The sequence below is a fragment of the Brevundimonas sp. CEF1 genome, assembly GCF_051353055.1.
In the GTDB taxonomy this organism is placed as follows: Bacteria; Pseudomonadota; Alphaproteobacteria; order Caulobacterales; family Caulobacteraceae; genus Brevundimonas.
In genome coordinates this window covers 674104-699606 of the sequence record NZ_CP195593.1, presented here as the reverse complement: position 1 = coordinate 699606, position 25503 = coordinate 674104, and the positions used below count along the sequence as shown (strand labels likewise).

The 25503-nt window shown below is 67.3% G+C and carries 29 protein-coding genes; 23 read left to right on the top strand and 6 right to left on the bottom strand.

Annotation, left to right across the window (positions count from 1 at the left end):
• Window positions 1-2: 2 nt before the first annotated feature.
• Window positions 3-1454 (top strand): sigma-54-dependent transcriptional regulator, encoded by a 1452-nt coding sequence (locus ACR9FL_RS03560; protein ID WP_296173917.1) that lies wholly within the window; start codon window positions 3-5, stop codon window positions 1452-1454.
• Between the two features lie 20 nt (window positions 1455-1474).
• Window positions 1475-1675 (top strand): hypothetical protein, encoded by a 201-nt coding sequence (locus ACR9FL_RS03555; RefSeq protein WP_436357179.1) that lies wholly within the window; start codon window positions 1475-1477, stop codon window positions 1673-1675.
• A 139-nt stretch (window positions 1676-1814) separates the two neighbouring features.
• Here ACR9FL_RS03555 and ACR9FL_RS03550 read toward each other — a convergent pair whose 3' ends face one another.
• The 4 genes from ACR9FL_RS03550 to ykgO form a co-directional block, all read right to left on the bottom strand.
• Window positions 1815-2360: a hypothetical protein gene (locus ACR9FL_RS03550; RefSeq protein WP_436357178.1), complete on the bottom strand. Its 546-nt coding sequence runs from the start codon at window positions 2358-2360 to the stop codon at window positions 1815-1817.
• 157 nt (window positions 2361-2517) lie between these two features.
• Window positions 2518-2817 (bottom strand): hypothetical protein, encoded by a 300-nt coding sequence (locus tag ACR9FL_RS03545; RefSeq protein ID WP_436358114.1) that lies wholly within the window; start codon window positions 2815-2817, stop codon window positions 2518-2520.
• A 311-nt stretch (window positions 2818-3128) separates the two neighbouring features.
• A complete protein-coding gene (locus ACR9FL_RS03540; RefSeq protein WP_105562911.1) occupies window positions 3129-3407 on the bottom strand; it encodes a DUF2312 domain-containing protein in 279 nt (92 codons plus the stop codon).
• 220 nt (window positions 3408-3627) lie between these two features.
• Window positions 3628-3753 carry a type B 50S ribosomal protein L36 gene (ykgO, locus tag ACR9FL_RS03535; RefSeq protein WP_006274063.1) on the bottom strand — a complete coding sequence of 42 codons (126 nt, stop codon included), beginning with the start codon at window positions 3751-3753 and terminating at the stop codon, window positions 3628-3630.
• Between the two features lie 370 nt (window positions 3754-4123).
• On the opposite strand from ykgO, the gene ACR9FL_RS03530 reads away from it, so the two are divergent.
• Window positions 4124-5410, top strand: coding sequence for a lytic murein transglycosylase (locus ACR9FL_RS03530; protein ID WP_296173930.1), 1287 nt, complete (start codon window positions 4124-4126; stop codon window positions 5408-5410).
• A 210-nt stretch (window positions 5411-5620) separates the two neighbouring features.
• Here the strand turns inward: ACR9FL_RS03530 and cysS are convergent, their stop codons facing one another.
• Complete coding sequence (cysS, locus tag ACR9FL_RS03525) at window positions 5621-7072, bottom strand: cysteine--tRNA ligase (RefSeq protein WP_436357176.1); 1452 nt, start codon at window positions 7070-7072, stop codon at window positions 5621-5623.
• 133 nt (window positions 7073-7205) lie between these two features.
• On the opposite strand from cysS, the gene folE reads away from it, so the two are divergent.
• The 18 genes from folE to ACR9FL_RS03435 all read left to right on the top strand — a co-directional run bounded on the left by folE (window position 7206) and on the right by ACR9FL_RS03435 (window position 22179).
• A complete protein-coding gene (folE, locus tag ACR9FL_RS03520; RefSeq protein ID WP_296173933.1) occupies window positions 7206-7823 on the top strand; it encodes a GTP cyclohydrolase I FolE in 618 nt (205 codons plus the stop codon).
• A 193-nt stretch (window positions 7824-8016) separates the two neighbouring features.
• Complete coding sequence (locus ACR9FL_RS03515; protein WP_296173935.1) at window positions 8017-8457, top strand: biopolymer transporter ExbD; 441 nt, start codon at window positions 8017-8019, stop codon at window positions 8455-8457.
• Between the two features lie 137 nt (window positions 8458-8594).
• Window positions 8595-10424 (top strand): gamma-glutamyltransferase family protein, encoded by a 1830-nt coding sequence (locus ACR9FL_RS03510; RefSeq protein WP_436357175.1) that lies wholly within the window; start codon window positions 8595-8597, stop codon window positions 10422-10424.
• Window positions 10425-10447: 23 nt separating this feature from the next.
• Entirely contained in the window at window positions 10448-10837 is a 390-nt protein-coding gene (locus ACR9FL_RS03505; protein ID WP_436357174.1) for a hypothetical protein, read from the top strand.
• Between the two features lie 51 nt (window positions 10838-10888).
• Complete coding sequence (locus tag ACR9FL_RS03500; RefSeq protein WP_436357172.1) at window positions 10889-11755, top strand: alpha/beta hydrolase family protein; 867 nt, start codon at window positions 10889-10891, stop codon at window positions 11753-11755.
• Between the two features lie 43 nt (window positions 11756-11798).
• Window positions 11799-12665, top strand: a complete 867-nt coding sequence (locus ACR9FL_RS03495; RefSeq protein ID WP_436357171.1) for an aldo/keto reductase — start codon at window positions 11799-11801, stop codon at window positions 12663-12665.
• 40 nt (window positions 12666-12705) lie between these two features.
• A complete protein-coding gene (locus ACR9FL_RS03490) occupies window positions 12706-12954 on the top strand; it encodes a helix-turn-helix domain-containing protein (RefSeq protein WP_296173950.1) in 249 nt (82 codons plus the stop codon).
• A complete protein-coding gene (locus ACR9FL_RS03485; protein ID WP_436357170.1) occupies window positions 12954-13592 on the top strand; it encodes a Pr6Pr family membrane protein in 639 nt (212 codons plus the stop codon). Before ACR9FL_RS03490 ends, ACR9FL_RS03485 begins: the two co-directional genes overlap by 1 nt.
• A gap of 10 nt (window positions 13593-13602) precedes the next feature.
• On the top strand, window positions 13603-15135 hold the full coding sequence (locus tag ACR9FL_RS03480) for a UbiD family decarboxylase (protein ID WP_436357169.1): 1533 nt from the start codon (window positions 13603-13605) through the stop codon (window positions 15133-15135).
• A gap of 123 nt (window positions 15136-15258) precedes the next feature.
• Entirely contained in the window at window positions 15259-16185 is a 927-nt protein-coding gene (locus tag ACR9FL_RS03475) for a DUF3829 domain-containing protein (RefSeq protein WP_296173958.1), read from the top strand.
• A 112-nt stretch (window positions 16186-16297) separates the two neighbouring features.
• Window positions 16298-16936, top strand: a complete 639-nt coding sequence (locus ACR9FL_RS03470) for a hypothetical protein (protein WP_436357168.1) — start codon at window positions 16298-16300, stop codon at window positions 16934-16936.
• 49 nt (window positions 16937-16985) lie between these two features.
• A complete protein-coding gene (locus ACR9FL_RS03465) occupies window positions 16986-18836 on the top strand; it encodes a M14 family metallopeptidase (protein ID WP_436358113.1) in 1851 nt (616 codons plus the stop codon).
• Window positions 18833-19231 carry an MAPEG family protein gene (locus tag ACR9FL_RS03460; RefSeq protein ID WP_436358112.1) on the top strand — a complete coding sequence of 133 codons (399 nt, stop codon included), beginning with the start codon at window positions 18833-18835 and terminating at the stop codon, window positions 19229-19231. The genes ACR9FL_RS03465 and ACR9FL_RS03460 overlap by 4 nt, the downstream gene beginning before the upstream one ends.
• Before the next feature lie 44 nt (window positions 19232-19275).
• A complete protein-coding gene (locus ACR9FL_RS03455; protein ID WP_436357167.1) occupies window positions 19276-20622 on the top strand; it encodes a TldD/PmbA family protein in 1347 nt (448 codons plus the stop codon).
• Complete coding sequence (locus tag ACR9FL_RS03450) at window positions 20619-21413, top strand: 3'(2'),5'-bisphosphate nucleotidase CysQ (protein ID WP_436357166.1); 795 nt, start codon at window positions 20619-20621, stop codon at window positions 21411-21413. The genes ACR9FL_RS03455 and ACR9FL_RS03450 overlap by 4 nt, the downstream gene beginning before the upstream one ends.
• 32 nt (window positions 21414-21445) lie before the next feature.
• A complete protein-coding gene (locus ACR9FL_RS03445) occupies window positions 21446-21694 on the top strand; it encodes a DUF4170 domain-containing protein (protein ID WP_296174009.1) in 249 nt (82 codons plus the stop codon).
• A gap of 99 nt (window positions 21695-21793) precedes the next feature.
• Window positions 21794-21982, top strand: coding sequence for a hypothetical protein (locus ACR9FL_RS03440; RefSeq protein ID WP_296174012.1), 189 nt, complete (start codon window positions 21794-21796; stop codon window positions 21980-21982).
• A complete protein-coding gene (locus tag ACR9FL_RS03435; RefSeq protein WP_300199985.1) occupies window positions 21979-22179 on the top strand; it encodes a hypothetical protein in 201 nt (66 codons plus the stop codon). Before ACR9FL_RS03440 ends, ACR9FL_RS03435 begins: the two co-directional genes overlap by 4 nt.
• A gap of 16 nt (window positions 22180-22195) precedes the next feature.
• Here the strand turns inward: ACR9FL_RS03435 and ACR9FL_RS03430 are convergent, their stop codons facing one another.
• A complete protein-coding gene (locus ACR9FL_RS03430) occupies window positions 22196-22861 on the bottom strand; it encodes a fused DSP-PTPase phosphatase/NAD kinase-like protein (protein ID WP_436357165.1) in 666 nt (221 codons plus the stop codon).
• A 92-nt stretch (window positions 22862-22953) separates the two neighbouring features.
• Here ACR9FL_RS03430 and ACR9FL_RS03425 point away from each other — a divergent pair, with 92 nt between their 5' ends.
• Window positions 22954-24819: an ABC transporter ATP-binding protein gene (locus tag ACR9FL_RS03425; protein WP_296174021.1), complete on the top strand. Its 1866-nt coding sequence runs from the start codon at window positions 22954-22956 to the stop codon at window positions 24817-24819.
• Window positions 24816-25502, top strand: coding sequence for a lysophospholipid acyltransferase family protein (locus ACR9FL_RS03420; RefSeq protein WP_436357164.1), 687 nt, complete (start codon window positions 24816-24818; stop codon window positions 25500-25502). Before ACR9FL_RS03425 ends, ACR9FL_RS03420 begins: the two co-directional genes overlap by 4 nt.
• Window position 25503: the final 1 nt, after the last annotated feature.

Here is a 25503-nt window from a genome sequence, read left to right as displayed (position 1 = left end):
ACATGGCCAAGACCGTTCTGGTCGTCGACGATGATCCCACGCAGCGCCGCCTGATCCAGGCGGTGCTCGACCGCGAAGGCTATGCCGTCGTCCACGCCGAGAGCGGGGGCGAGGCCATCGACCGCCTGACCAAGGGCGGCGGCGCCGACGTGGTGCTGCTGGATCTCGTCATGCCCGGTCTTTCGGGGCTGGAGACCCTGGCGGAGATCCGCACGGCGGGGGTGCCGGTGCCGGTCATCGTCCTGACGGCCAACGGCGGCATCGAGACCGTGGTCAAGGCCATGCAGGCCGGTGCTCAGGACTTCTTCGTCAAGCCGGTCGGGCCCGAGCGCCTGCTGATCGGCGTGCGCAACGCCCTGCAACTGACGCAACTATCCGCCGAGATCGGCCGCCTGAAGAAACACGTCTCGGGCCGGACCTCGTTCGACGACATCGTCGGCGACAGCCCGCCGATGCGCATGGTCAAGGCCCTGGGCGTGCGCGCCGCCAAGTCCGGCATCCCGGTGCTGATCACCGGCGAAAGCGGCGTGGGTAAAGAGGTGATCGCCCGCGCCCTGCACGGCGCCTCGGACCGCTCCGGCAAGCCCTTCGTGGCCGTCAACTGCGGCGCCCTGCCCGCCAATCTGGTCGAGTCGATCCTGTTCGGCCACGAGAAGGGCAGCTTCACCGGCGCCACGGACAAGCACGCCGGCAAGTTCATGGAGGCCAACGGCGGCACCCTGTTCCTGGACGAGATCGGCGAGCTGCCGCTGGACATGCAGGTCAAGCTGCTGCGCGCCCTGCAGGAAGGCGAGATCGACCCCGTCGGCTCGAAACGCGCGGTCAAGGTCGACGTCCGCATCGTCTCGGCCACCAATCGCGACCCGGCCCAACAGGTGAAGGAAGGCGCCTTCCGCGAGGACCTCTTCTATCGCCTGAACGTCTTCCCGATCGAGGCCCCGGCCCTGCGCGAACGGCGCGAGGACATCCCGGCCCTGGTCGAGCACTTCATCGCCCGCTTCAACGTCGAGGAAGGCAAGCGCGTCGCCGGCTGCGCCGCCGAGACCATGGCCCTGCTGCAGGCCTTCGACTGGCCCGGCAATGTGCGTCAGCTGGAAAACTCGATCTATCGCGCCCTGGTCCTGGCCGATGCGCCCCTGCTGCAGCCGCACGACTTCCCGGCCATCTCGGGCGTCGCCATGCCGCTGAGCCCGGTCGTCTCGCACGAACGCGCCGAGACGCCCGCCGGCGACGCGGGCGCCGAGGGCCAGGCCGACAGTCCGGTGCGCATCATCGACGCGCGCGGCCACGTCCGCACCCTGGAAGAGATCGAGCGCGACCTGATCCAGCACGCCATCGAGGTCTATTCCGGCCACATGAGCGAGATCGCCCGACGCCTCGGCATCGGCCGCTCGACCCTGTACCGCAAGGTTCGCGAACAGGGGCTGGAGGAACAGCTGAAGGAAGCGGGCTGAGGACGTGCTAGGCTGCGGCCATGAGCGACCACAGCGACGACCAGCCCGCCTCTCCCGCCCCGACGGACGAGACGCCGCGCGAGACCCCGATCCAGCGCGCCCTGCGTGAAAAGCAGGAAGCCATCGCCGCACGCCCCAAGCCCCCGCGCGGCGGCCGCTTCCAGCGCGAACAGGCCGCCCGCGTCAAAAGCGGGGCTGTAAGGCCGTGGAGCAGCAAGTAGGGGCCGAGCGCGAAGCAGGTGTGCTGAAGGACCGCTAGCGGCGGTTCGCGAAATAAGCACCCAGCCCAGGATCGGACATGGGCCTCACCGCTGACATGCGGACATTCAGAACTTCGGCTAGGGGCAAGCGGAACGCTGATCAGTTCCAATAGCTCTGAATATAGCTTCGGAGGATGGGGTCTTCGAGATTGCTCGCGTCAAACACGTTGGCAAAGCCTTCCTGGTCCACCACCACAAGCACGAAATCGCCCAGCTTGGCGTCCCACAGGTCTCGCCCACAGCCGTTGCCATTGCTGTATCGTGCCCTCAATCCATCTCCGGGACCGCGTATGATTTCGACGGGCGCAACATCCGCCCAACCTGCCCTCCCGCCATATTGGACGCCGGCTATGCGATGGGCGTCGAGTTCACGGCGTTCCGCGCGGCTATAAGGATGAAGCCCGACGACCTGTCCGACGAATATCCTTTCAGCACCCTCCCGATACGCCGCCCAAACCGCTTCTTGATCAACTGGTTGCCGGATGGAGCATGCGGCTACCGATGAGGCTGCACCGAGAACCAGACATCCAAGCAACGCGGAACCGAGAACCGCGACTGTCCGCATCATCGGCAACGTCCTCCCTGCGGCGATGACCGCCAGTAAATCACGCTGCGGTGAACGTCCGCAACGGGTCGAAACAGCCATCGCCAAGTGCACCACAAGCCGTCACCCCGGACGGCCCGAAGGGGCGATCCGGAGCCCAGGCGCTAATCCATTGGCATGGGCGGAGAAGCCATAGCCGCCTGGGTTCCGGGTTCGCTTCGCGCCCCGGAATGACGGCGGGAGGCGGCGAACACGGCCTTCACTCTTCCCGCTTCGGCTTCTTCATCCAGGGGCGGGTTTCCTCGCCCTTGGCCTTGGCGGTGATCTCCTTGAGCTTGCGGCTCTGCATGGTTGAAAAGGCCTGACCGGGCGCGCCCTTGTCGGGATCGGCGAAGGCGCGGCCGTGGGTCTCGATTCGCTCGCCTACCGAATCGAGGAAGTCGCCCTCCCATTCGGACAGCGAAACGCCCGCCTTCTCGGCCGAGCGGCGGGCGCGTTTCAGGGCGTTCAAGGCCGCCCTCTTGGCGGCCTCACGCTGCTGATCCCAAGGGCTCAACAGCGTCTTCTTTTTAGAGGCGCTACCGTCCTTCGGACTACTTGAGCGAGTCTTGAGGGCGCTATCGCCCCTCGGGCTACTTGAGCGCAGCTTAGAGGCGCTATCGCCCTTCGGGCTGCTTGAGCGCAGCTTAGAGGCGCTATCGCCCTTCGGGCTGCTTGAGCGCAGCTTAGAGGCGCTATCGCCCTTCGGGCTGCTTGAGCGCGAGAGCCCGCTGGAGCGCAGCTTGGATGCGTCGCCGCCCTTCAGGCTGCGGGAGCGTGAAGGGCGGTCGCTGGGGGGCTTGAAGGGCGTGCGCTTCAGGCCCGCCTCCCTCAGATCTCGCCGAGGGCCGACAGGTAGAGGTCCAGAATCGCTTCTTCTTCCTGACGCTTGGCCTTGTCTTGCTTGCGCAGGCGCAGGACCTTGCGCAGGACCTTGACGTCATAGCCCTCGCCCTTGGCCTCGGCGAAGACCTCCTTCATGTCGACCATGACGGCCTGCTTGTCCTCTTCGAGGCGCTCCAGGCGCTCGATGATGGAGCGAAGGCGGCCCTGGGCCGTGGCGGTCAGGACGTCCGAGGCGGCGTCAAAGGCGGGGGCGTCGTCGGCCATGAGGAAAGCTCCGAAACTTGAATTGGCCGGCGGGCGACCGTGGCCCCACTCTCAAGCAGACCGGGGGGCGACAGGGCAAGAAGGGAATCGCCCCAATGGGCCTCAAGGGCGAATCGGGTCCGGTTCCGAGGCCGGGCGTCGGACACGAAAAAGGCCGCAGGCGAAGCCCGCAGCCTTTGAATATCGCAACCGCGGCGCCGGATCGGCGCCGACGCGGTTCTTAGCCTTGCTTGGCCTTGAAGCGCGGGTCGGTCTTGTTGATCACATAGACCACGCCCTTGCGGCGAACGATCTTGCAGTCGCGATGGCGACCCTTGAGCGACTTAAGCGAGCTACGGACCTTCATGGTCGGACGTCCCGAAGAATTGGAGGCCCGTGAGGGCGGTCAAAAACAAATGCGCGAAGAGCCTGCGAACAGGACCTTGCGGCGGAGCGGTGCGTATAGAGAGGCCGCCGCCTTTCGTCAACATTCCGCGCCGGGATTCCGCTGGAGGCCTGGCCTCCGAGTTGAACGGAGGGTCTCCGGACATGCACGTCCGGCGCGTCGCCCCTCCGCCACCAGGCCGTGTCCAAGGGAGCCGAAAATGTAAAACGCCGTTCGTTAAGGGCGCGCTTTCAAAAAGGGTTAGCGCGGGCTTAACCCTTTTCACGGAAACTCCTTTTGGCTTCGCGCGCTTGTGATTGGTCGTTGAATTCGGGGGCGTTAGCCTGTGGTCATGCGTATCGCCTATCGTCTTGCTCTGATTGGTTCTGTTGCGGCCTGTGCGCCCATGGTTCCGACGCCGCCTCAACCGCAGCCGGCGCCGCCCCCCGTCGTCGAGCCTGCCCCGGCCACGCCGCCGTCGACCCCGCCCCCTGCGGCCACGGACCTGTCCGACGCCTATGATCAGGCCAGCTTCGAGGCCTGGAAAAAGAGCTTCCTCGATCGCCTCGGCGGGGCGCGCAAATGGGAATACTCGCGCGAGTTGAACGGCGTCACGCCGAACGCCAGCGTCGTCCGCCTGGACCGAAACCAGCCCGAATTCTCGCGCCCGGCCGGCGCCTATATCCAGAGCGCCACCGCCCCCGCACGAATCGGCATGGCCCGTCAGCGCGTCGATCGCGTGCCGTGGGAGGTGACCCAAAGATTCGGCGTCCCGACCGAGATCCTGCTGGGCGTTTGGGCCCAGGAAAGCGCCTTCGGTCAGGTTCAGGGCGATTTCGACGTCATCCGCTCCCTGGCCACCCTGGCCTATGACGGCCGCCGCCGCGCCTGGGCCGAGGACCAGCTGAAAAACGCCCTCGACATCGTGGTCGACGGCAAGCGCGCCCGCAGCGGCCTGAAGGGCAGTTGGGCCGGCGCCATGGGCCAGACCCAGTTCATGCCCGACAGCTATCTGAAGCTGGGCGTGGATCAGAACGGCGACGGCAAGGTGGACATCTGGGGCTCGGACGCCGACGCCCTGGCCTCGGCGGCCAACCTGCTGGCCCAGGCCGGATGGAAGCGCGGTCAGGGTTGGGCCTATGAGGTCATCCTGCCCGCCAACTTCGATTACAGCCAGGCCGAGGGGCCCAAGCACAACTGGGCCTATTGGTCGGGTCGGGGCGTGCGTCTGGCCAATGGTTCGGCGCCGAACAGCGAGGAAGCCGCCGAGGGCGCGACCATCCTGCTGCCCCAGGGCGCCAAGGGCCCGGCCTTCCTGGCCCTGCCCAACCACTATGTGATCCGGCGCTACAACAACTCGGTCAGCTACGCCCTGGCCATCGGCCTGATCGCCGACGGGGTGCAGGGCAAGCCGGCCCTGACCGTCGCCTGGCCCAACGACGGCCCCCTGACCCGTGAACAGCGCGTCGGCGCCCAGACCGCCCTGACGCGCATGGGCTTCGACACGCAAGGCGTGGATGGGGTCATCGGCTCGAACACCCGCGCGGCTCTGCGCCGCTGGCAACAGGCCAACGGGCGGACGGCGGACGGCTATCTGACCGACGTGCTGGCGGACGAACTGATCCGGCGGGCGCGCTAAACGCTCAAGCAGCAAAAGGCGTTTGCGCTTCAAAAGCCCCTTCTCCCCCCTGCGGGAGAAGGTGGCCCGTCAGGGCCGGATGAGGGGTCTGCGCGACCTCACCTCATAAGCGCCGAGCCAAAACGAAGATGAAGGGCTCGCCCTAGCGAAACCCCTCATCCGTCGGCCGCCGGCCGCCACCTTCTCCCGCAAGGGAAGAAGGGTTTTGGATCAGCCCTTCACCCGCCAGGTGGCGCCTTGCGGGCCGTCCATGACGACGACGTTCAGTTCGTTCAGGCGGTCGCGGATGCGGTCGGCCTCGGCCCAGTTCTTTTTGGCGCGGGCGCTGGCGCGTTGCTCCAGCAAGGCCTCGACCTCGGCCTTCAGGGCCGGATCGCCGCCCTCGAACCATTCGTCCGAGGTCAGGGTCAGAACGCCCAGCAGGCCGGCGGCTTCGACCAGGCTCCAGCGGGCCATGGCGACGTCGTTGATGTCGGCCTCGGCGTCGTTCAGCAGGTCGCGCAGGGCGTTGCCCAGGGCGAACAGTTGGGCCACGGCGGCCGGCGTGTTGAGATCGTCCTCCAGCGCGTCCAGCACCGGGTCGAGGGCGTTCTCGGCCAACTCCATCTCCGCCTCTTCCAACGTCGCCTCGTCGAAGTCGGCCAGGGCGGCGTCGGCGTCGCGCAGGACGCCGTAGAGGCGGTCCAGGTTCTTGCGGCTCTGGTCCAGCAGGGTCTGGTTCCAGTCGAGCGGCTGACGGTAATGGGCGCTCAGCAGGGCCCAGCGCACGACCTCGCCCGGCATGGCCTTCACCAGGTCATGCAGCAGCAGGACATTGCCGATCGACTTGGACATCTTCTCGGCGTCCACGGTCAGGAAGCCGTTATGCATCCAGTAGCGGGCGTATTCGTCGTGCGCCCGATCGCCGTGGGCGTGGCCGTGGGCGCAGACGCCCTGGGCGATCTCGTTCTCATGGTGGGGGAAGACCAGGTCGATGCCGCCGCCGTGGATGTCGATGGGCAGGCCTAGCGTCTTCTCGATCATGGCCGAGCATTCGATGTGCCAGCCGGGACGCCCTTCGCCCCAGGGGCTCGGCCAGGACGGCTCGTCCGCCTTGGACGGCTTCCACAGGACGAAGTCGTGGGCGTTCTTCTTGTAGGGGGCGACCTCGACGCGGGCGCCGGCGATCATGTCGTCCAGATTGCGGCCCGACAGCGCGCCGTAGGAGGGATAGGAGGAGACGTCGAACAGGACATGGCCCTCGGCGGCGTAGGCGCAGCCGGAATCGATAATGGCCTGAATCTGGGCCGTGATGGCGTCGATGTAGTCGGTGACGTGCGGGGCAATGTCGGGCGGGCTGACGTTCAGCAGACCCATGTCGGCTAGATAGGCGGCCTCGTAGCGGGCCGTGATCTCGCCGATGGCGACGCCTTCCTTGGCGGCCTTGGCGTTGATCTTGTCGTCCACGTCGGTGACGTTGCGGGCGTAGATCACCTTGTCCGGGCCATAGGTCCGGCGCAGCAGCCGCACCAGGACGTCGAACACCACCGGCGGGCGCGCATTGCCGATATGGGCGTAGTCATAGACCGTCGGACCGCAGACATAGAGCGTCACCCGGTTCGGATCGCGCGGCGTGAAGGCGCGCTTTTCACGGCGGAGGGTGTCGTGGATGTGCAACGGCATGGGCGACAGTCTTTTGCGAGTTTTCTTGCGGGACGGACGACGTGTCCCATATAGCGGCCTGATTACACATCCTGCGCCCATTGGTAAAAGGTAAGCCGCAGCGGACCCTCCCCCGCCGCCGTTGGACAGATTCATGAGCACCACGCCCGCCAAGCCCGTTCTCGTCGCCAACGAGGAAGCCCCCAAGCGCCCCAGCCGCGAGCAGGCGCTGGACGCCGTGCGCACCCTGATCGCCTGGGCCGGCGACGATCCCGCCCGCCCCGGCCTGATCGACACGCCCAAGCGGGTGGTCGACGCCTATGGCGAATGGTTCGACGGCTATGACGCCGACGCGGGCAAGGAGCTGTCGCGGACCTTCGAGGACGTGACCGGCTATGACGACATGGTCATCCTGCGCGACATCGAGATCGAGAGCCACTGCGAGCACCACATGGCCCCCTTCCTGGGCAAGGCCTATGTCGCCTACCTGCCGGGCGAGAAGGTGGTGGGCATCTCCAAGCTGGCGCGCGTGGTCGAGATCTTCGCCCGTCGCCTGCAGAACCAGGAGACCCTGACCAACGACATCATCGAGGCCATCGAATCGCACCTGCAGCCGCGCGGCGTGGCCGTCCTGCTGGACGCGGCGCACCAGTGCATGACCACGCGCGGCGTGCATCACCGCCACGTCACGACCATCACCACCCGCTTCACCGGCGCCTTCAAGGACGATCCGGCCCTGGCCGACCGCTTCCTGAAACTCGCCCGAGGCTAAGTGACTGGGGTCAAAGGGTTTGAACCGGTCGTCTCGCACCTGCGAAACGGCCGGTTATGCAATCTTATTGCCCTCTGACGCGAATTCGTCACGCAAGACGGCTTTACAAGCCCGGCGCGGGACGCCAAGAGACGATCCATACCTTTGAGTGCTGCTCGCCGGAGAATGCGAGCTGTGATGGAGACGACGGCGTATGGGCTCTAAACTTTCCGGTCCCGCGGGCCAGGGTGGCAAAACGATCGAACAGAACGCGGACATCAACGTCACGCCGTTCGTCGACATCATGCTGGTGCTGCTGATCATCTTCATGGTCGCCGCGCCGCTGGCTACCGTGTCGATCAAGCTGGACCTGCCGCCGGCGACCCCGCCGTCGCCGACCGACAAGCCTAAGGAACCCGTGTACATCACGATCCAGGAATCGGGCAGCATCTTCATCGCCGAGCAGGAAACCACGGTTGAGAAGCTGCCGGCCGACGTCTGCGCCGCTCAAGACGTCACGACCGACTGCCGCGAAGAGCGCGTCTTCGTCCGCGCCCAGCCGGAAGTGAAATACAACCAGTTCATGGAAGTCATGAACAAGCTTCAGGAAAACGGCTTCTACAAGGTCGGCCTGCTGAACGAAGACATCGAGTAGGACTTACCTCCGCTCTCATGAATCAGGGCCGTTCCTCCGGGAGCGGCCCTTTTTCTTTGCCCGCACGTCAACGCGCGCTTGCCCCCGCCCCGCTCCCGGTCCTTGATGCGGCCTTCAGTTCTCGGGGGAGTTTCACCATGCGTCGCCGCACCTTCCTGTCCACCCTGCCCGCGGGCGCCCTTCTGGCCGGGGCCGGCTCGGTCGCCGCCCAGACGACGCAGCCGTCCACGAAGGCGCCGCCTGCCTCCGCCCCCGCTGATCCCTATGCCGGCGTCGGCATCGGCGATCGGGTGACGGGACCGAAGTTCGTCGGCCGTTCGACCGTCTGGGGCGCCAATGGCGCGGCTGCCACGGCCCATCCGGCCGCCACCCTGATCGGTCTGGACACCCTGAGACGCGGCGGCTCGGCCATCGACGCCGCCATCGCCATCAACGCCGCCCTGGGCTTCCTGGAGCCGACCGCCAACGGCATCGGCGGCGACGCCTTCGGCCTGATGTGGGACCCGGCCCAGAAAAAGGTCGTCGGTTTCAACGGCTCGGGGAACAGCCCACGCGGTCTGTCTCTGGCCACGGCCCGGTCCAAGGCCGGTCCCGACGGCTATCTGCCCAAATACGGCGCCGTGACCGTCAACGTGCCCGGCACGGTCGACGCCTGGTGGAGCGCGCACCAGCGCTACGGCAAGCTGCCGTGGAAAGAGGTCCTGCTCCCCGTCGCCGAGCTGTGCGAACAGGGCGTGCCGGTGCCCTCGGTCATCGCCTGGTATCTGGAGCGCAACATGGCCGGTTTCGACCGGGGCGCGTCCCTGATCGAGGAAAACGACAACCGCAAAAAGGTCTATACGCCCCACGGCCGCACGCCGAAGACGGGCGAGATCTTCGCCAACCCGGACCTGGGCCGCACCTATCGGATGATCGCCGAAGGCGGCCGCGACGCCTTCTATGACGGCGCCATCGCCGACCACATCGAGCGTTATTTCAAGCGCATCGGCGGCTGGATGACCCGCGCCGACCTGGCCGCCCACCGCACCGAATGGGTCGAGCCGCTGATGACCACCTATCGCGGGGTCGAGGTCTATTCGCTGGGGCCGAACACCCAGGGCCTGTCGACCAACCAGATCCTCAACATCTGCGAGCAGTTCGACCTCAAGGCCATGGGCTTCCAGTCCGCCGCCTCGATCCACGTGCAGGCCGAGGCCAAGCGGTTAGCCTTCGAGGACCGCGCCCGCTACTTCGCCGATGAACGCTTCGCCAAGGCCCCGACCGCCTGGCTGAACTCCAAGGAATACGCCGCCGAGCGGGCCAGGCTGATCAACCCCAACCGCGTCATGGACCGCGTCTTCCCCGGCGACGCCCCGACCCAGGGCGACACCACCTATTTCAGCGTGGCCGACAAGGACGGGATGATGGTCAGCTGGATCCAGTCCAACTATCGCGGCATGGGCTCCGGCCTGACGCCCGACGGCCCGGACGGCGGCACCCTGGGCTTCATGTTCCAGGATCGGGGCGAGCTGTTCTCGCTGACCGACGGCCACCCCAATGTCTATGCGCCGGGCAAGCGGCCCTTCCACACCATCATCCCCGGTTTCGCCTGCAAGGACGGCGAGCCCTGGCTGGCTTACGGCGTCATGGGCGGCGGGATGCAGCCCCAGGGTCAGGCCCAGATCATCATCAACATGGTCGACTATGGCCTCGACCCGCAGGAGGCCGGCGACAGCCCCCGCTGGCAGCACTACGGCTCGTCCGAACCGACCGGCCAGCCCGCCGAGGGCGTCGGCAAGCTGCACCTGGAATCCGGCGTGCCGGACGCCACCAAGCAGCAACTGACCGCGATGGGCTGGGACCTCGGCCCGCCCGACGGCGGCTTCGGCGGCTATCAGAACGTGATGAAGCAGATCAACGCACAGGGCCGCTGGACCTATGGCGCGGCCACCGAAATGCGCAAGGACGGCAACGCCCTGGCCTATTGATCTGGCCTGTTGAGGAACAGCACATGATCACCGCCCTTGTCGCCGCCGGGCTGCTGTCGGCGCTCGACTGGTCTGACGGATGCCGTCCGGTCGCCGGGTCCGAGGCCCAGCTTCATGACGTCGGCGGCGAGGTCACGGGGTCCACGCTGGAACCGGACAACCTCGGCCCCATTGGCGCTCCTCCGATCCCGGCGCGACTGGAAGGCCATCACTTCGACAGCCAACTGGTTTTCACCAAGTTTCCGAACGGCGGCGGGCAGACCCACACCATCGACTATGTCGGCTCCATATCGGCGGACGGGAACAGCATCGCCGGACGCTGGGTGATCCACGGCGACTGGTCGGGGCCGTTCCAGATGCAGCGCAACCTGGCGCCGGCGGTCACGGCGCTTGATGTCGCCGCGACCGCTTGACCTGACGCGGCGTCAATCGCCTAGGGTTCGTTTCCAAACAGGACGGACTATATGACCGAACTCGTGACCCGCGATTTCACCGCTCCCGCCGCTGACGGCTATCCGCTGTCGATGCGACTGGTGTCGGCGGCCGAGCCGCGTATCGCGGTGCTGGTGTCATCCGGCACCGGCTTTCCCAAGGGCTTCTACGAACGGTTCGCCCGGCATATGGCCGAGCGGGGCGCGGCGGTGCTGACCTATGACTTCCGGGGCATAGCCGGGTCACGGCCCGATGATCTGAAGGCCATGGCGATGGACTATCCCGACTGGGGTCGGCTGGACATGCCCGCCGCCCTCGACGCCTTGGTCGAAGCCGCGCCGGGCCTGCGCGTCGTCCACGTCGGCCACAGCGTCGGCGGGCATTTCCTGGGCTTCATGAACAATCAGGACCGGATTGACCGCCACGCCTTCGTCTCGGTCGGCACCGGATGGTGGGGCGGGCATCACCGATCCTACAACCCGATGGAGCTCTTTTTCTGGCTGGGCTTCGGCCCGTTCAGCCTGCTGCGGCATGGCTATATCAAGGGCGGCGGCCTGTGGGGCGGGACCGACCTGCCGCGCGGGGTCTTCACCACCTGGCGGCGTTGGTGCCTGAAGCGGGAATACTTCTCCCGCGAGCTGGAGACGACGTTGCGGCCGCACCACTATGAGGCCGTGACCGCCCCGATCCGGTCATGGATCTTCACCGACGATCCCATCGCCACGCCGAACACGGCGCGCGACCTGCTGACGGTCTACCCCAACGCTCCGTCGGAGATCAGCGTCCACGCCCCCGGCGACTTCGGCGCGCGCCGCATCGCCCACGAAGGCGCCTTCCGCAAATGCATGGAGCCGCTGTGGGAGCGGATTTTCCACTGGCTGGATAATGGCGACGCCTGATCGGGCGCCTATATCGAGCGCTCCTGATCCCGCGGAGCCGCCCATGCCCTATTCGCATCCCTTCTCTGGCCAACCGACCGTCAACGCCTCGGGCGTGGAGATTCCTCTGCTGGGCTTCGGCACCTGGATGCTGGAGCCCGAAGAGGCGCGGCGCATGGTGCATGAGGCCCTGCGCATCGGCTATCGCCACATCGACACGGCCTGGATCTACAAGAACGAGAAGGCCGTGGGCGACGGCATCGCCGACGCCGTGGCCGAAGGCATCGTGGCGCGCGAGGAGATCTTCGTCACCACCAAGATCTGGGTCGAGCACTTCCATCGCGACGCCCTGCTGCGTCAGGCCGAGGAGTCGGCGATCAGCTTGGGCCTCACGCCGGACCTGCTGCTGCTGCACTGGCCCAAGCCGCATCCCTCGTTCGCCGAAACCATCGGCGCGCTGAACGAGGCCCAGGCGCAGGGCTTCACCAAGCACATTGGCCTGTCCAACTTCCCCTCGGCCCAGTTCCGCGAGGCGGCGGCCCTGTCGAGCGCGCCCCTGGTGACCAATCAGGTCGAGTACCACCCCTATCTGTCGCAGAAGACCCTGATCGAGACGGCGCGTGAACTGGGCTCGTCCATCACCGCCTGGTCGCCCCTGGCCCAGGGCAAGATCGCCGACGACGCCGTGATCGGCGAGATCGCCAAGGTCCACGGCAAGTCCAATGGTCAGGTGACCCTGCGCTGGTTCATCCAGCAGGGCGTCATCGCCATCCCCCGCACCACCAAGGTCGAGCGCGCCCGCGAGAGCTTCGACATCTTCGACTTCGAGCTGTCGGCGGAAGAGATGGCCCGCATCCACGCCCTGGCCCGGCCCGACGGCCGCCTGGGCGACTGGCTGGACGAAGCCTTCCATTGGGATCAGGATGCCTGACCTAACAGCGTCATAAGGCGCCAGCGTCGGGGAGGACGCCATGGGTTCGGTTCTGGGCTTTCCGGGGATTGATCCGATGGACGCCGTCGTCGGCGCCCGCATCCGGCGCTGGCGCGACCAGAGGGGCGTCGCGGCCGACGATCTGGCCGCCGCCCTCGACCTGACGCCCGAGGCCCTGCGCCGCATCGAGGCGGGGCGCGAACATCTGGATTCCGCCGGCATCGACGCCGCCACCCGCGCCCTGCACCTGCCGGTGTGGGCGCTGGTGTCCGATGTGCCGGGCTACTGATGGCCCGTCTCTATCGCGCGGCCTTCGCCGCCCTCGGCTGGTTCACGCTGATCCTGCAATACGGGCTGATGCTGAAAGGCAATCCGCAGACGGGCGTGGGCGAGCTGACGCTGAACTTCTTCAGCTATTTCACCATCCTGTCGAACCTCATGGTCGCCCTGGCCCTGACCGCGCCGGCCGTGGCGCCGAACAGTCGGCTGGGGTGCTGGGCGCAGAGCGAAGGCGTTCGCGCGGCGGTGGCCATGTATATCGTCGTGGTCGGGGTGACCTATCACTTCCTGCTGGCCGCGACCTGGGCGCCGCAGGGCTGGTCGCTGCTGGCCAACAACCTGCTGCACTATGTCATGCCGATCGCCTTCGTGGTCGACTGGCTGGCCTTTACGCCCAAGGGGCGACTGCGCTGGGTCGATCCGGCCAAGTGGCTGATCCCGGTGTTGATCTATGGCGGCTGGACCCTGCTCCACGGCAAGCTGAGCGGCTGGTGGCCCTACTGGTTCGTGGACGTGGACACCCTGGGGCTGGGCAAGACCATCGTCTATTTCGCGGGCCTGCTGATCTTCTTCCTGATCGTCGGCCTGGTCGTCGTGGCGATTGATCGCGCCTTCGGACGGCGTGACAGACGGCTCGCGTCCGCCTAAGCGTCAGCGCATGGCCTACAAGTCCCTGCGCGATTTCATTGCGACCCTCGAAGCCGACGGCGAACTGGTGCGCGTGTCGGAACCTGTCTCCACCCATCTGGAGATGACCGAGATCCAGACCCGGCTGCTGCGCAACGGCGGCCCGGCGGTCCTGTTCGAAAAGCCGGTCATGCCGGACGGCTCGATCAGCCCCATTCCCTGCCTGGCCAACCTGTTCGGCACGGTGAAGCGCGTCGCCATGGGGGTGACGCTGGAGGGCAAGCAACGCACCACGGCGGGCGAACTGCGCGAGGTCGGCGAACTGCTGGCCTTCCTGCGCAATCCGACGCCGCCGCGTGGGCTCGGCGACGCCATGGAGATGCTGCCCCTGGCCCAGACCGTCATGTCCATGCGGCCCAAGACGGTGAAGAAGGCCCCGGTGCAGGAGGTGGTGCTGAAGGGCGATCAGATCGACCTGACCGCCCTGCCGATCCAGGGCTGCTGGCCCGGCGAGCCCGCGCCGCTGATCACATGGGGTCTGGTTGTGACCAAGGGGCCGTCGGACGACCGCGAGGACGACTTCAACCTGGGCATCTATCGGATGCAGGTCCTGGGCAAGGACAAGGCCATCATGCGCTGGCTGGCCCATCGCGGCGGGGCCCAGCACTACGCCCGGCACAAGAAGGCGGGCAAGCGCGAGCCTCTGCCCTGCGCCGTGGTGCTCGGCGCCGACCCCGGCACCATTCTGGCCGCCGTGACCCCGGTGCCGGAAACCCTGTCGGAATATCAGTTCGCCGGCCTGATGCGCGGCTCCAAGGCCGAGCTGGTTCCGTGCAAGACCGTACCGTTGATGGTGCCGGCCAACGCCGAGATCGTGCTGGAAGGCCACGTCCTGCTGGACGAGTTCGAGGACGAGGGCCCCTACGGCGACCACACCGGCTACTATAACTCGGTCGAGAAATTCCCGGTCTTCCAGGTCAGCGCCATCACCATGCGCAAGGACCCCATCTATCTGACCACCTTCACCGGCCGTCCGCCGGATGAGCCGAGCGTGCTGGGCGAGGCCCTGAATGAGGTCTTCATCCCCCTGATCCGCCAGCAGTTCCCCGAGATCACCGACTTCTGGCTGCCGCCCGAGGGGTGCAGCTATCGCATCGCCGTGGTGTCGATGAAGAAGGCCTATCCGGGTCACGCCAAGCGCGTGATGATGGGCTGCTGGAGCTATCTGCGGCAGTTCATGTACACCAAGTGGATCATCGTCGTGGACGACGACATCAACGCCCGCGACTGGAAGGACGTCATGTGGGCCGTCTCGACCAAGATGGACCCGGCGCGCGACATCACCGTCATCGAGAACACCCCCATCGACTATCTGGACTTCGCTTCGCCCGAGAGCGGGCTGGGGTCCAAGATCGGCCTGGACGCCACCGACAAGTGGGAGCCGGAAACCAAGCGCGAGTGGGGCGAGGAGATCCGCATGGAGCAGGACGTGATCGAGCGTGTCTCGGAGAAGTGGGCGTCCCTGGGTCTTCCGGGCGACGGCGCGCCGATCTGGAAGGCCTGATGCGGATCAATCGGCAAAAACTCGCCTCACGCGAGAACCGTCAAGCCTGAACGGCGTTCACTTCCCCACCGGGAGAACAGCGACGCTCAGTGCGCGCTGATCGGTTGAAGGGGAAATCGACGCATGATTTCACGCACCAGCGCCAGCATCGCCACGCTCGCCGTCGCCGCCGCACTCAGCCTGTCGGCTTGCGGCGACAGAGGAACCGCCGAGAATCCGGCGCCGAAGTCAGTCGCCCAGGCGGCGGGCAGCGAGGCCACGCAGGAAAAGATGGACCTCTACATCGACGCCTTCAACGCGCTGATCGACGATCCCTGGGGCGTGACCAAATACTACGGCGAGTATCAGAAGCTGGATATTCCCAACGCCTCGGCTTCGGCGCCCCTGCACTTCCCCGAGAACATCTCCCATCTGGAACGGGCGATCGAGAAGCTGAAGCAGGGCCGCGCCCTGAACGGCGGCGGTCAGGGCAAGAAGGCGGATGAGGCGGTCGACAAGCTGATCCCGCAACTGGAGGCGCTTCTCGCCCAGTGGCGCACGTTGGACCCCTATTTCGAGTCCCGCGCCTATCGCGAAGACAATCTGGCCAAGGCCAAGGGCGCGCACCCCGCACTGATGCAGGCCTATCAGGGCAGCGTCAGCGGGATCGAGGCGCTCGACGCCGCCCTTTCCGAATATCAACGCGCCAGCAACGCCGCGAAGATGGAAGCCATGCGCAAGGCCGGCCACGCCGCCGAGGCCAGCGTCCTGGACGCCATGCAGAAGGCCGACTTCTTCACCAATGCGGTGATGGAGAACAACAAGGCCGAAGCCGACCGCCTCTTGCCCGACCTGGAGGCCTCCGTCGCCAAGTTGCGCGAGGAGCAGGCCAAGATGCCCTCGGACAGCCGCAACCGGTCCACCCTGAACAGCATCGCCGACAATCTCAGCGGCATGATCGGCGAGTATCGCGACTTCAAGCAGACCGGGGCCGACGGCTACCGCGAGCAGGTCGTGGACAGCTACAACAGCGCGATCGGCAATATGAACCGCGTGGAACTGCCCGCGTGATCCCCGGCCCGGCGCTTCGGCGCCGGGGCCTTTTCCTTGCGCCGGCTTGCTCTGGCGATCAGCGCCTGATCCGTCTAGCTTCACCATTCGACGCGAGGCTAGGGGGGCGACGTTGAGCGCATTTGAGTTCTTTTTCAGCTTTTACGGCCTGCTGCTCGGCCTGTCGGTGGCCGAACTGGTCGGCGGCTTCGCGCGTGTGCTGCATGAGCGCGAGCGCATCCGCTTCGGCTGGCTGACGCCGGCGCTCGCCCTGTTCGTGGCCATCGACATCGCCACCTTCTGGAACCAGGCCTGGGTCATCTTTCGCGGAGCGCCGTTCAACACCTTCCTGCTGCTGGTCAGCCTGAGCATCGCCGCGACCTTCTATGTGGCCGCCAGCGTGACCTTCCCGCGCGTCTCGGCCGAGGGCGCGCACGAGCGGGTCGATCTGGACGCCCACTTCTGGGCCCACCGCAAGCTGGTGTTCGGCTGCATCCTGGGCGCCAACCTGATCGTGGCGGTCATGGTCGTCATCCTGGGTCAGGCGGATGCCGGTTTCGCCAAGATCGCCAGTTCGGCCGCCCTGTGGACCGGCGTCGCCATCTTCGTGGTCGGAACAGCGACCGCAGCCTTCGCTCCCTGGCGCCGGGTTGCGATGGGAGCCCTGATCGTCGTCCTGATCTACAGCCTGTGGGGCGTGGCCAAGTCAGCCTCCGCCCTGGCCGCCGCCTTGGCTGTCGGCGGTTGGGCGCCCGCCCTAACCGCAGGCTGAAACCTTGGCCAAGGCTTGCCAGACGATGACGATGAGCCCACGAAAAGCCATGCGCCCTGATTACCTCCTTGCGGCGGCCGTAGCCGCCCTCGTCGCCTGCGTGAGCCCCGCCATGTCCCAATCCCCGCCTCTGGCCCCCTCCGTTCCCAACACCGCCCCCTGGGATCAGGCCTTCTTGCCGCCCGCGCCCGCGTGGAACGGCGCGTCCAGGGCCCTGCTGCGGGGCGCCTCCGATCCCTGGGTCACGGCCTTCGAGGCGGATGCGGCGCATGACTTCAGCCCCTCCTACGCCGACACCCGCGCCTGGTTTGACCGGCTGGACGCCGCCAGCGACCTGATCCGCATCGAGCAGTTCGGCGTCTCGCCCGAGGGCCGCCCGATCTATGCGGTGATCGCGTCGAAGGATGGCGCCACGCTGGACCCGAACAAGCCTGTCCTGCTGGCTCAGGCCGGCATCCACCCCGGCGAGATCGACGGCAAGGACGCGGGCATGATGCTGCTGCGCGACATGGCCTTTTACGGCAAGGACGGCCTGCTGGACCGCGCCAACCTGATCCTGATCCCGATCCTCAGCGTGGACGGACACGAGCGGACCAGCCCCTATTCCCGTCCCAACCAGCGCGGACCGCGCAATCAGGGCTGGCGTCACACGGCGACCAACCAGAACCTGAACCGCGACTTCATGAAGCTGGATCAGGCCGAGATGCAGGCGGTCATGGGCCTGATCCACAAGTACAAGCCCGACCTCTACGTCGACATCCACGTCACCGACGGCATCGATTATCAATACGATGTCACCTATGGCTACAACGGCGAGGACGGCGTCTGGAGCCGCAGCCCGGCCATCGCCAAGTGGCTGGACGACGCCTTCAAGCCCGAGATGAACGCCGCCCTGGAGGCTCAAGGGCACATCCCCGGCGAGCTGGTCTTCGCCATCGACGACCGCGACCCGAAGAAGGGCATGAACGACGGCGGTCTGGGCGAGCGCTATTCCAACGGCTGGGGCTCGGCGGCCCACGTCCCGACCATCCTGATCGAGAACCACAGCCTGAAGCCGCACGAGCAGCGGGTTCTGGGCACCTATGTCTTCCTGGAAGAGGCGCTGAAGCTGCTGGCCGAAAAGTCGCAGACCCTGCGCGCCGCCATCAGCGCCGACCGCGCCCTGCGTCCCGCCGAACTGCCCGCCAACTTCGACGGCGACGATCAGCCGACCCGCATCCGCCCGTTCAAGGGCATCCTCTACGACACCTATGACAGCGCCGCCTCGGGCCGTCCCGAACTGCGCTGGCTGGGCCAGCCGGACCCGGAGCTGTGGCAGGTGCCCTACTTCGGCTCGAGCCCGACCCTGACCCTGAAGCGCCCGACCGCCTATTGGGTGCCCTCCTATCGCGCCGACATCATCGAGCGGCTGCGGACCCACGGCGTGCAGATGGAGACCCTGGCCGCGCCGCGCACGGTCACCGTCGACATGCTGCGCCTGGTCGACCCCAAGGTCTCGGCCCGCACCAATGAGGGCCATGTGCCGATCTCGGTCGGCGAGGTCCACGCAGAAGCCAAGGACTGGACCTTCCCCGTCGGTTCGGTGCGCGTGCCGACGGATCAGCCGATGGGCGACGTCGCCATCCTGCTGCTGGAGCCGCAGTCGTCCGAGAGCTTCTTCGCCTGGGGCATGTTCCCCGAGGTGCTGAACCGCGTCGAATATATCGAGGCCTACGCCATCGCGCCGCTGGCGGAGAAGATGCTGGCCGCTGATCCGGCGCTGAAGGCCGAGTTCGAGGCCAAGCTGGCCGCCGAGCCCGCCTTCGCCGCCGACGGCGACGCGCGTCTGGCCTGGTTTTACGAGCGCACGCCCTTCTACGACCAGCGCTTCCGCCTCTATCCGGTCGGACGGGAGAACTGAGCATGGTCCCTTCGATCCAGGCTGCGACCCTGTGGGGCGGGCTGCTGATCCTGCTGCTGGTCCTGTCCAGCGTTGTGGTCAGTCGTCGGCGGCGGCACCTGATCGAGTTCGGCGACGGCGGCAATCCCGAGATGACGCCCGCGGTCCGCGCCTTCGGCAATGCGGCTGAATACATCCCGGCAGGCATGTGCGGCCTGATCCTGCTGGCCTTTGTCGGAGCGCCGCCCCTGCTGATCCACGGCGTCGGCGGAGTGCTGTTCGCGGGCCGGATCATCCATGCCCTGGGCCTGCTGTTCCAGAAGGGGCCGTCGCTGGGCCGGGTGACGGGCATGGTCCTGACCTGGCTGGCGCTTCTGGTCGCCGCCGTCAGCCTGATCGCCTGGTCGGTGATCTGAAGCCTGGTTGTTGCGATGCGGGGGCGGGTCCGCCATATCGGGGCATGTCCGATAAGACGCCCTCCCCCGACATCCTGTCCGATCTGGTCGCCGCCGCGCTGAAGGCCGGCGCCGACGCCGCCGAGGCGGTTTCCGCCCACCGCGCCTCCCTGTCCGTCGGCATGCGCAACGCCGAACTGGAAGAGGTCGAGCGCGAAGAGGCCCGCGACTTGGGGCTACGCGTCTTCATCGGCCGCCGTCAGGCCACGGTCTCCGCCTCCGACCTGTCCGACGCCACCCGCGCCCGTCTGGTCGAGCGCGCCGTGGCCATGGCCAAGCTGGCTCCCGAAGACCCCTATGCTTCGCTGGCGCCGCAGGACCGGCTGGCGCAAGGCCCGCACGCCGACCTTGACCTGTTCGACCCGTCCGAACGCACCGCCGAGGCGCTGGAAACCGCCGCCGCCGAGGCCGAGGCCGCTGCTCTGGCGGTCTCCGGCGTGTCCAAGTCCGAGGGCGGTCACGCCTCCTGGTCCGCCAGCGAATGGCGGCTGGTCACCTCGCACGGCTTTGACGGCCGCCACCGGGGCAGCGCCTTCTCGCTGGGCGTCGGCGTCATCGCCGAAAAGGACGGGGCCATGGAGCGCGGCGGCGAAAGCCGGGCGACCCGCCACCTGTCCGACCTGCCGGGCGCCGCCGAGATCGGCCTGAAGGCGGGCGAGCGCGCCGTGGCCCGCGTCGGCCCGCGCAAGATCGCCTCGACCACCGCCCCCGTCATCTTCGAGAACCGCATCGCCACCCAGGTCCTGTCGCCCCTGCTGGGCGCCATTTCCGGCCCGGCCATCGCGCGCGGCAGTTCCTTCCTGAAGGACAGGCTGGGCCAGCGGGTCCTGCCCGCGGGCGTGGACATGATCGACGACCCCTTCCGCCTGCGCGGCCTGGGCTCGACCCCGTTCGACGACGAGGGCGTGGCGGTCGAACGTCGCAACATCGTCGAGGACGGCGTCATCACCACCTGGCTGCTGAACACCGCCGCCGCCGCCCAGCTGGGGATGGCCTCGACCGGTCACGCCTCGCGCGGACTGGCGGGACCGTCCGGCGTCTCGACCCACAACCTGCATCTGGCGCCGGGCAAGCACGACAAGGCGGGCCTGATGGCCGAGGCCGGATCGGGCCTGCTGATCACCTCGATGTTCGGCCCTTCGCTGAACGCCAACAACGGCGACTGGTCCGCCGGGGTGTCCGGCTTCTGGTTCGAGGACGGCGAGTTGGCCTATCCGGTCAGCGAAGTGACCGTGGCGGGCAATCTGATCGACCTCTACGCCCGACTGGTGCGCGGATCGGATCTGGAGTTCCGGGGTTCCTTCAACAGCCCCTCCCTGATGTTCGACGCGGTGGCCATCGCCGGAAAATGACTGATCTCGCTTCCGACCTCGAACTGATCCGCGATGCGGCCCTGGCCGCAGGCAAGCTGGCGCTGGAACATCGCGAGGCGGGACTGAAGGTCTGGTCCAAGGACGGCGGATCGCCCGTCACCAGCGCCGATCTGGCGGTGGATCAGTTGCTGAAAGACGCCCTGCTGACCGCCCGCCCCGACTATGGCTGGCTGTCGGAAGAAACGGCCGACAGCCCCGAGCGCCTGACGAAGAAGCGCATCTTCGTCGTCGATCCCATCGACGGCACCGTCGCCTATATGAAGAACAAGCCGTGGTGGTGCGTGCCCATCGCCGTGGTCGAAGACGGCCGCCCCGTCGCCGCCGTCATCCACGCCCCCATGCTGGGCGAGATGTTCGAGGCCACGCTCGGCGGCGGCGCCCGGCTGCAGGGCCGCGCCATCACCGCCTCGGACACCGACACCCTGGAAGACGCCGAGCTTCTGGCCGACGCCCGGCTGATGGAGGCCCGCGAATGGGCCGAGCCCTGGCCGGAGATGCGCTTCACCAAGCGCAACGCCCTGGCCTATCGCATGGCTCTGGTCGCCGCCGGGGCCTTTGACGCGGCCATCGCCATCAGCCCCAAATGGGACTGGGACGTCTGCGCCGGCGCCCTGATCGCCGAGGAAGCGGGGGCCAAGGTCAGCGACCATATGGGCCGCGCCTGGCGATTTAATCGCCCCGATCCGCGCCAAACCAGCCTGATCTGCGCCGCGCCCGCCCTTCACCCGTTGATCGTGAGGCGCACAGCGCCTATCCCGCTGGCGATCTGATCTCCCCTTTCTCGCAATGGAACCCCCTCTCCATGGCTGACGCCCCCAATACTGCGCACGATCCGCAACTGCTTCACCTCGTCATCGGCGGCGAGATGCGCCACCCGGCCGAGCCCGTCTTCCGCGACCTGGCCCAGGTCGAGTTCGTCGGCGCCTACGGCAGCTATGACGAAGCCAAGCAGGCCTGGAAGGCCCGCGCCCAGGCCACCGTCGACAACGCCCATATGCGCTACTTCATCCTGCACGCGCACAAGCTGATCGACCCGCGTTCGGACGTCTGATCCGCCGCCTTCGCCTCGCGGCGAGGTTTTCGGAACCGCACAGGCGGCTGACGCGCTTTCGTGTCAGCCGCCTTTGGCGTTTCTGAAGAGGTGCTCATCATGACGCCCACCCTGATCGTCCTGCTGCTGGTGATCCTGGCCGTGGCCGCCGTCGTCTGGGTCGTGAAAAAGGGCCCGGCGCACACGCCCCGCCCTGGCGAGGATCAGGACACCGCCTGGAACGATCCCATCACCCCGGCCGAATCCGGTCATCATCATTCGCCCCACAAGCCGGAGACGCGACCGTGACCCTGTTCGGCCAGACCCTCGACGGACAACAGCTGTTCGGGATCATCTCCCTGATCAGCGTCCTGGCCCTGTGGCTGATTGTCCTCGGCCGCGAGCGAAACTACGCCCGCTGGTTCCGCCAGTGGGAGGCCGACCGCAAGGCGCGCCGCGACGCCGAAACGGCTCAACACGGCCCCAAGCGCGGCCCCTGGGGCTGACGGGAAGGGCTAGGCCCTATTCGCGCTTCAACAGGCGGTCGACGACCAGCTTGCCCCACCAGCCGGCCTTGAACTCGGCCCGGATCGCCTTGGGGTCATAGGCGTCGCTGGCGACCCAGTCTTCGAAGCTGACCCCGGTCGGCTCGACCTCGGCGACATATTTCTCAAGCGTATAGTCCAACACCCCGGTCAGCCCCTCGCGGCTGTGCAAGGTGCGCTTGCCCAGTTCCGTCATGGCCGCCGAGATCGGCTCGCCCAGATGAAAGTGGCGATACAGCACCGCCATCATGCCCGCCCGGTCCGCGCCCGACTTGCAGTGGATCAGGGCCGGATATTCGATGGTCCTGAACAGTTCGCGCGCCCGGTCGATGCGGTCGCGCCCCGGCGGATCCCGCGAATCCAGCGGAGCGTCGATCAGGGTCAGGCCCAGCCGCTCGCAGGCGTCCTTCTCCAGCCAGTAATAGGCCTCGTCGCGCTGGCCGCGCAGGTTGATGACGGTCCTGATCCCGCGCCTGCGCCAATAGGCCAGTTGCCCTGGCGACGGCTGATTGGTGCGCACCATGTCCGGCCCCAGCCAGTGGGCGTTGGTGAAGGCCGTGCGCAGAAAGGCGTGATCGGCCCAGAAATAGGACCAGTGCGCCTTGAACCGGCCCATCAGCGTTGTCAGATCAAAACGCGCCATAGGCCGCAGATAACGACGAAACCGGCCCGCGTCACCCATCAGCTTGACGGCGGCGGCTTGACTTGACGCCCGTCCCGTTCGACCGAGAACCAATGACCGTTCCTGCGCCCGCCTCCGACACCCGCGAACCCTTGCGGCCGCTTCTGGCCCGGATCTGGCGCGACTACCTGGCCCGGCACAAGCCGGCCTTCTTCACCTCCATGTTCTTCGCGGCGGTTTCCGGCGGCCTGACCGCCTTGCTGCTGAAGTTCCTGGAACCGGCCATCGACCTGCTGTTCACCCGGCATGAGGGTCCGGTGAAGGTCTGGGGCCTGGTCACCATTCCGGCGGACAAGGTGCTGATCCTCATTCCGCTGTTCATCATCGTGGTGGCGGTGATCCGGTCGCTGGCCATGGCGGCGCAGTCGGCCCTGGTGAACCGACTGGGCCACGGCATCGTCGGCGACATCCAGAAGCAGCTCTTCTCGGGCATGATCCGGGCCGACCTGTCGCGCCTGCGCGGGCAACACTCGGGCAGCTTCGTCTCCTCGGTCCTGTTCGACGCCAACCTGGTGCGCGAGGCCTTCACCTCGGGCGTGGTCAACTACACCCAGAACGCCCTGATGCTGCTGGGCGTGATCGTCGCCATGGGCTTCATCGACCTGCCGCTGACGCTGATCGTCCTGCTGGGCGTGCCGGTGGTCAGCTGGATCATCCGCCGCTTCGGCAAGAAGTCGCGCAAGGCCGCGCGCGGCGCCATGGTCGAGACCGAGGCCCTGTCCAGCGCCCTGATGGAAAACCTGGACGGCGTCCGCGTCATCAAGATCGAGAACCGCGAAGCCGCCGAGGAGGCCCGCGTCGGCGAGGTCATCGCCCGGCGCCAGCGCCACATCATCAAGGGCGCCGACAGCCGCGCCTTCGCCGGACCGGCCAGCGACATCGTCGCCTACGGCATCGTCGCCGCCGTCATGGCCTATGCCGGATGGAGCGCCAGCCAGGGCGAGATGACGGTCGGCGCCTTCGCCTCCTTCATCGGCATGTTGCTGCTGGCCGGTCAGGCCCTGCGTCAGGTGACCAACCTGACCACCGTCCTCAGCGAGGGTCTGACCGCAGCGCGGCGCCTGTTCACCGCCCTGGACATCGAGCCGGAAATCCGCGAGGCGGCCGACGCCATCGAGCTGGAGACGGGTCCCGTCACCATCGCCCTGGATCACGTCTCCTTCGCCTACGCCGCCAGCGAGGACGGCGCCGCGCCGACCCTGTCGGACGTCAGCCTGCATGTCGCGCCGGGCGAGACCATCGCCCTGGTCGGCCCGTCGGGCGGGGGCAAGTCCACCATCCTGTCGCTGCTGCCGCGCTTCTATGACGTCACCGCCGGGGCCGTGACCGTCAACGGCCGCGACATCCGCGAACTGAAGCTGCAGTCCCTGCGCGACCATATCGCCCTGGTGACGCAGGAGCCCTTCCTGTTCGACGACACCGTGGCCGCCAACATCGCCTATGGCCGCAAGGGCGCGACCGCAGAGCAGATCATCGAGGCCGCGCGTTCCGCCGCCGCCCATGACTTCATCACCGCCCTGCCCGAGGGCTACGCCACCCGCGTCGGCGAGGCCGGGATGCGGCTGTCGGGGGGGCAGCGCCAGCGCATCGCCATCGCTCGCGCCTTCCTCAAGGACGCCCCCATCCTGCTGCTGGATGAGGCCACCAGCGCGCTCGACACAGAGAGCGAGGCCCTGGTTCAGGCGGCGCTGGAGCGTCTGATGCATGGCCGCGCCACCCTGCTGATCGCCCACCGCCTGTCGACGGTTCAGAACGCCGACCGCATCTATGTCATCGAGGCCGGTCGCGTGGTCGAACAGGGCAGCCACGCCGCCCTGGTCAAGAAGGGCGGCCTCTACGCCCGTCTGGCCCGGCAGCAGTCGCTGGACGGTCCCGCCCCCGTCCTCGCCTCGCCCCTGCCCGACGAGACTGGCGCATGAGGCCGCTGCGCAATCCGATCATCCAGACCTCGATGGCCTGGCTGCTCTCGGAATGGATGCGGTTCTGCTTCGCCACCATCCGCTGGGAGCACGAGAACGAACAGCTCGCCGAAGAAGTCTGGGCGCAAGGCGGCGGCGTGCTGTGCGCCTTCTGGCATTCGCGGCTGGCCCTGGCGCCGGCCTGCTGGCCTATGGAACGAGCCCAACCCGTCAAGGGTCTGGTGTCGCTGAGCGCCGACGGCGAGTTCTTCGCCCGCGCCGTGGGGCGTCTCGGCATTCCCGCCGTGCGCGGTTCCTCCAGCAACAAGGACAAGGCCAAGCAGTCCAAGGGCGGCACCCAGGCTCTGCGCGAGGGGCTGAAACAGTTGAAGGTCGGCGGTCTGGCCCTGACCCCCGACGGTCCGCGCGGTCCGGCGCGGCAGATGGCCGAGGGCCTGCCCCTGATGGCGAAGATCTCGGGGGCCCCCGTCCTGTTCATCGGCCTGTCGTGCAAGCCCGCCATCCGGCTGAACAGCTGGGACAAGGCGATCGTCCCCCTGCCCTTCGGCAAGGGCGCCGTCGTCTGGGACAAGGCCTGGTATCCCGAGGGGGCGGAGATGGCCGAGGTCGCCGCCGCCTGGACCGAGCGCCTGACCGCCGTCGAGGCCCGCGCCGACGTCCTCACCGGTCTGAAGCGGGTCTAGC

Excerpts from the sequence above, each read along its gene's own strand:
- ACR9FL_RS03475 (WP_296173958.1), top strand. The coding sequence starts at position 15,259 with ATGATTTCACGCACCAGCGCCAGCATCGCCACGCTCGCCGTCGCCGCC.
- ACR9FL_RS03560 (WP_296173917.1), top strand. The coding sequence starts at position 3 with ATGGCCAAGACCGTTCTGGTCGTCGACGATGATCCCACGCAGCGCCGC.
- ACR9FL_RS03430 (WP_436357165.1), bottom strand. The coding sequence starts at position 22,861 with ATGGCGCGTTTTGATCTGACAACGCTGATGGGCCGGTTCAAGGCGCAC.
- ACR9FL_RS03485 (WP_436357170.1), top strand. The coding sequence starts at position 12,954 with ATGGCCCGTCTCTATCGCGCGGCCTTCGCCGCCCTCGGCTGGTTCACG.
- ACR9FL_RS03530 (WP_296173930.1), top strand. The coding sequence starts at position 4,124 with ATGCGTATCGCCTATCGTCTTGCTCTGATTGGTTCTGTTGCGGCCTGT.
- ACR9FL_RS03445 (WP_296174009.1), top strand. The coding sequence starts at position 21,446 with ATGGCTGACGCCCCCAATACTGCGCACGATCCGCAACTGCTTCACCTC.
- ACR9FL_RS03540 (WP_105562911.1), bottom strand. The coding sequence starts at position 3,407 with ATGGCCGACGACGCCCCCGCCTTTGACGCCGCCTCGGACGTCCTGACC.
- ACR9FL_RS03510 (WP_436357175.1), top strand. The coding sequence starts at position 8,595 with ATGCGTCGCCGCACCTTCCTGTCCACCCTGCCCGCGGGCGCCCTTCTG.
- ACR9FL_RS03420 (WP_436357164.1), top strand. The coding sequence starts at position 24,816 with ATGAGGCCGCTGCGCAATCCGATCATCCAGACCTCGATGGCCTGGCTG.
- cysS (WP_436357176.1), bottom strand. The coding sequence starts at position 7,072 with ATGCCGTTGCACATCCACGACACCCTCCGCCGTGAAAAGCGCGCCTTC.
- ACR9FL_RS03500 (WP_436357172.1), top strand. The coding sequence starts at position 10,889 with ATGACCGAACTCGTGACCCGCGATTTCACCGCTCCCGCCGCTGACGGC.
- ACR9FL_RS03505 (WP_436357174.1), top strand. The coding sequence starts at position 10,448 with ATGATCACCGCCCTTGTCGCCGCCGGGCTGCTGTCGGCGCTCGACTGG.
- ACR9FL_RS03515 (WP_296173935.1), top strand. The coding sequence starts at position 8,017 with ATGGGCTCTAAACTTTCCGGTCCCGCGGGCCAGGGTGGCAAAACGATC.
- folE (WP_296173933.1), top strand. The coding sequence starts at position 7,206 with ATGAGCACCACGCCCGCCAAGCCCGTTCTCGTCGCCAACGAGGAAGCC.
- ACR9FL_RS03495 (WP_436357171.1), top strand. The coding sequence starts at position 11,799 with ATGCCCTATTCGCATCCCTTCTCTGGCCAACCGACCGTCAACGCCTCG.
- ACR9FL_RS03555 (WP_436357179.1), top strand. The coding sequence starts at position 1,475 with ATGAGCGACCACAGCGACGACCAGCCCGCCTCTCCCGCCCCGACGGAC.
- ACR9FL_RS03465 (WP_436358113.1), top strand. The coding sequence starts at position 16,986 with ATGCGCCCTGATTACCTCCTTGCGGCGGCCGTAGCCGCCCTCGTCGCC.
- ACR9FL_RS03440 (WP_296174012.1), top strand. The coding sequence starts at position 21,794 with ATGACGCCCACCCTGATCGTCCTGCTGCTGGTGATCCTGGCCGTGGCC.
- ACR9FL_RS03550 (WP_436357178.1), bottom strand. The coding sequence starts at position 2,360 with ATGGCTGTTTCGACCCGTTGCGGACGTTCACCGCAGCGTGATTTACTG.
- ACR9FL_RS03480 (WP_436357169.1), top strand. The coding sequence starts at position 13,603 with ATGGCCTACAAGTCCCTGCGCGATTTCATTGCGACCCTCGAAGCCGAC.
- ACR9FL_RS03425 (WP_296174021.1), top strand. The coding sequence starts at position 22,954 with ATGACCGTTCCTGCGCCCGCCTCCGACACCCGCGAACCCTTGCGGCCG.
- ACR9FL_RS03490 (WP_296173950.1), top strand. The coding sequence starts at position 12,706 with ATGGGTTCGGTTCTGGGCTTTCCGGGGATTGATCCGATGGACGCCGTC.
- ACR9FL_RS03450 (WP_436357166.1), top strand. The coding sequence starts at position 20,619 with ATGACTGATCTCGCTTCCGACCTCGAACTGATCCGCGATGCGGCCCTG.
- ACR9FL_RS03455 (WP_436357167.1), top strand. The coding sequence starts at position 19,276 with ATGTCCGATAAGACGCCCTCCCCCGACATCCTGTCCGATCTGGTCGCC.
- ykgO (WP_006274063.1), bottom strand. The coding sequence starts at position 3,753 with ATGAAGGTCCGTAGCTCGCTTAAGTCGCTCAAGGGTCGCCATCGCGAC.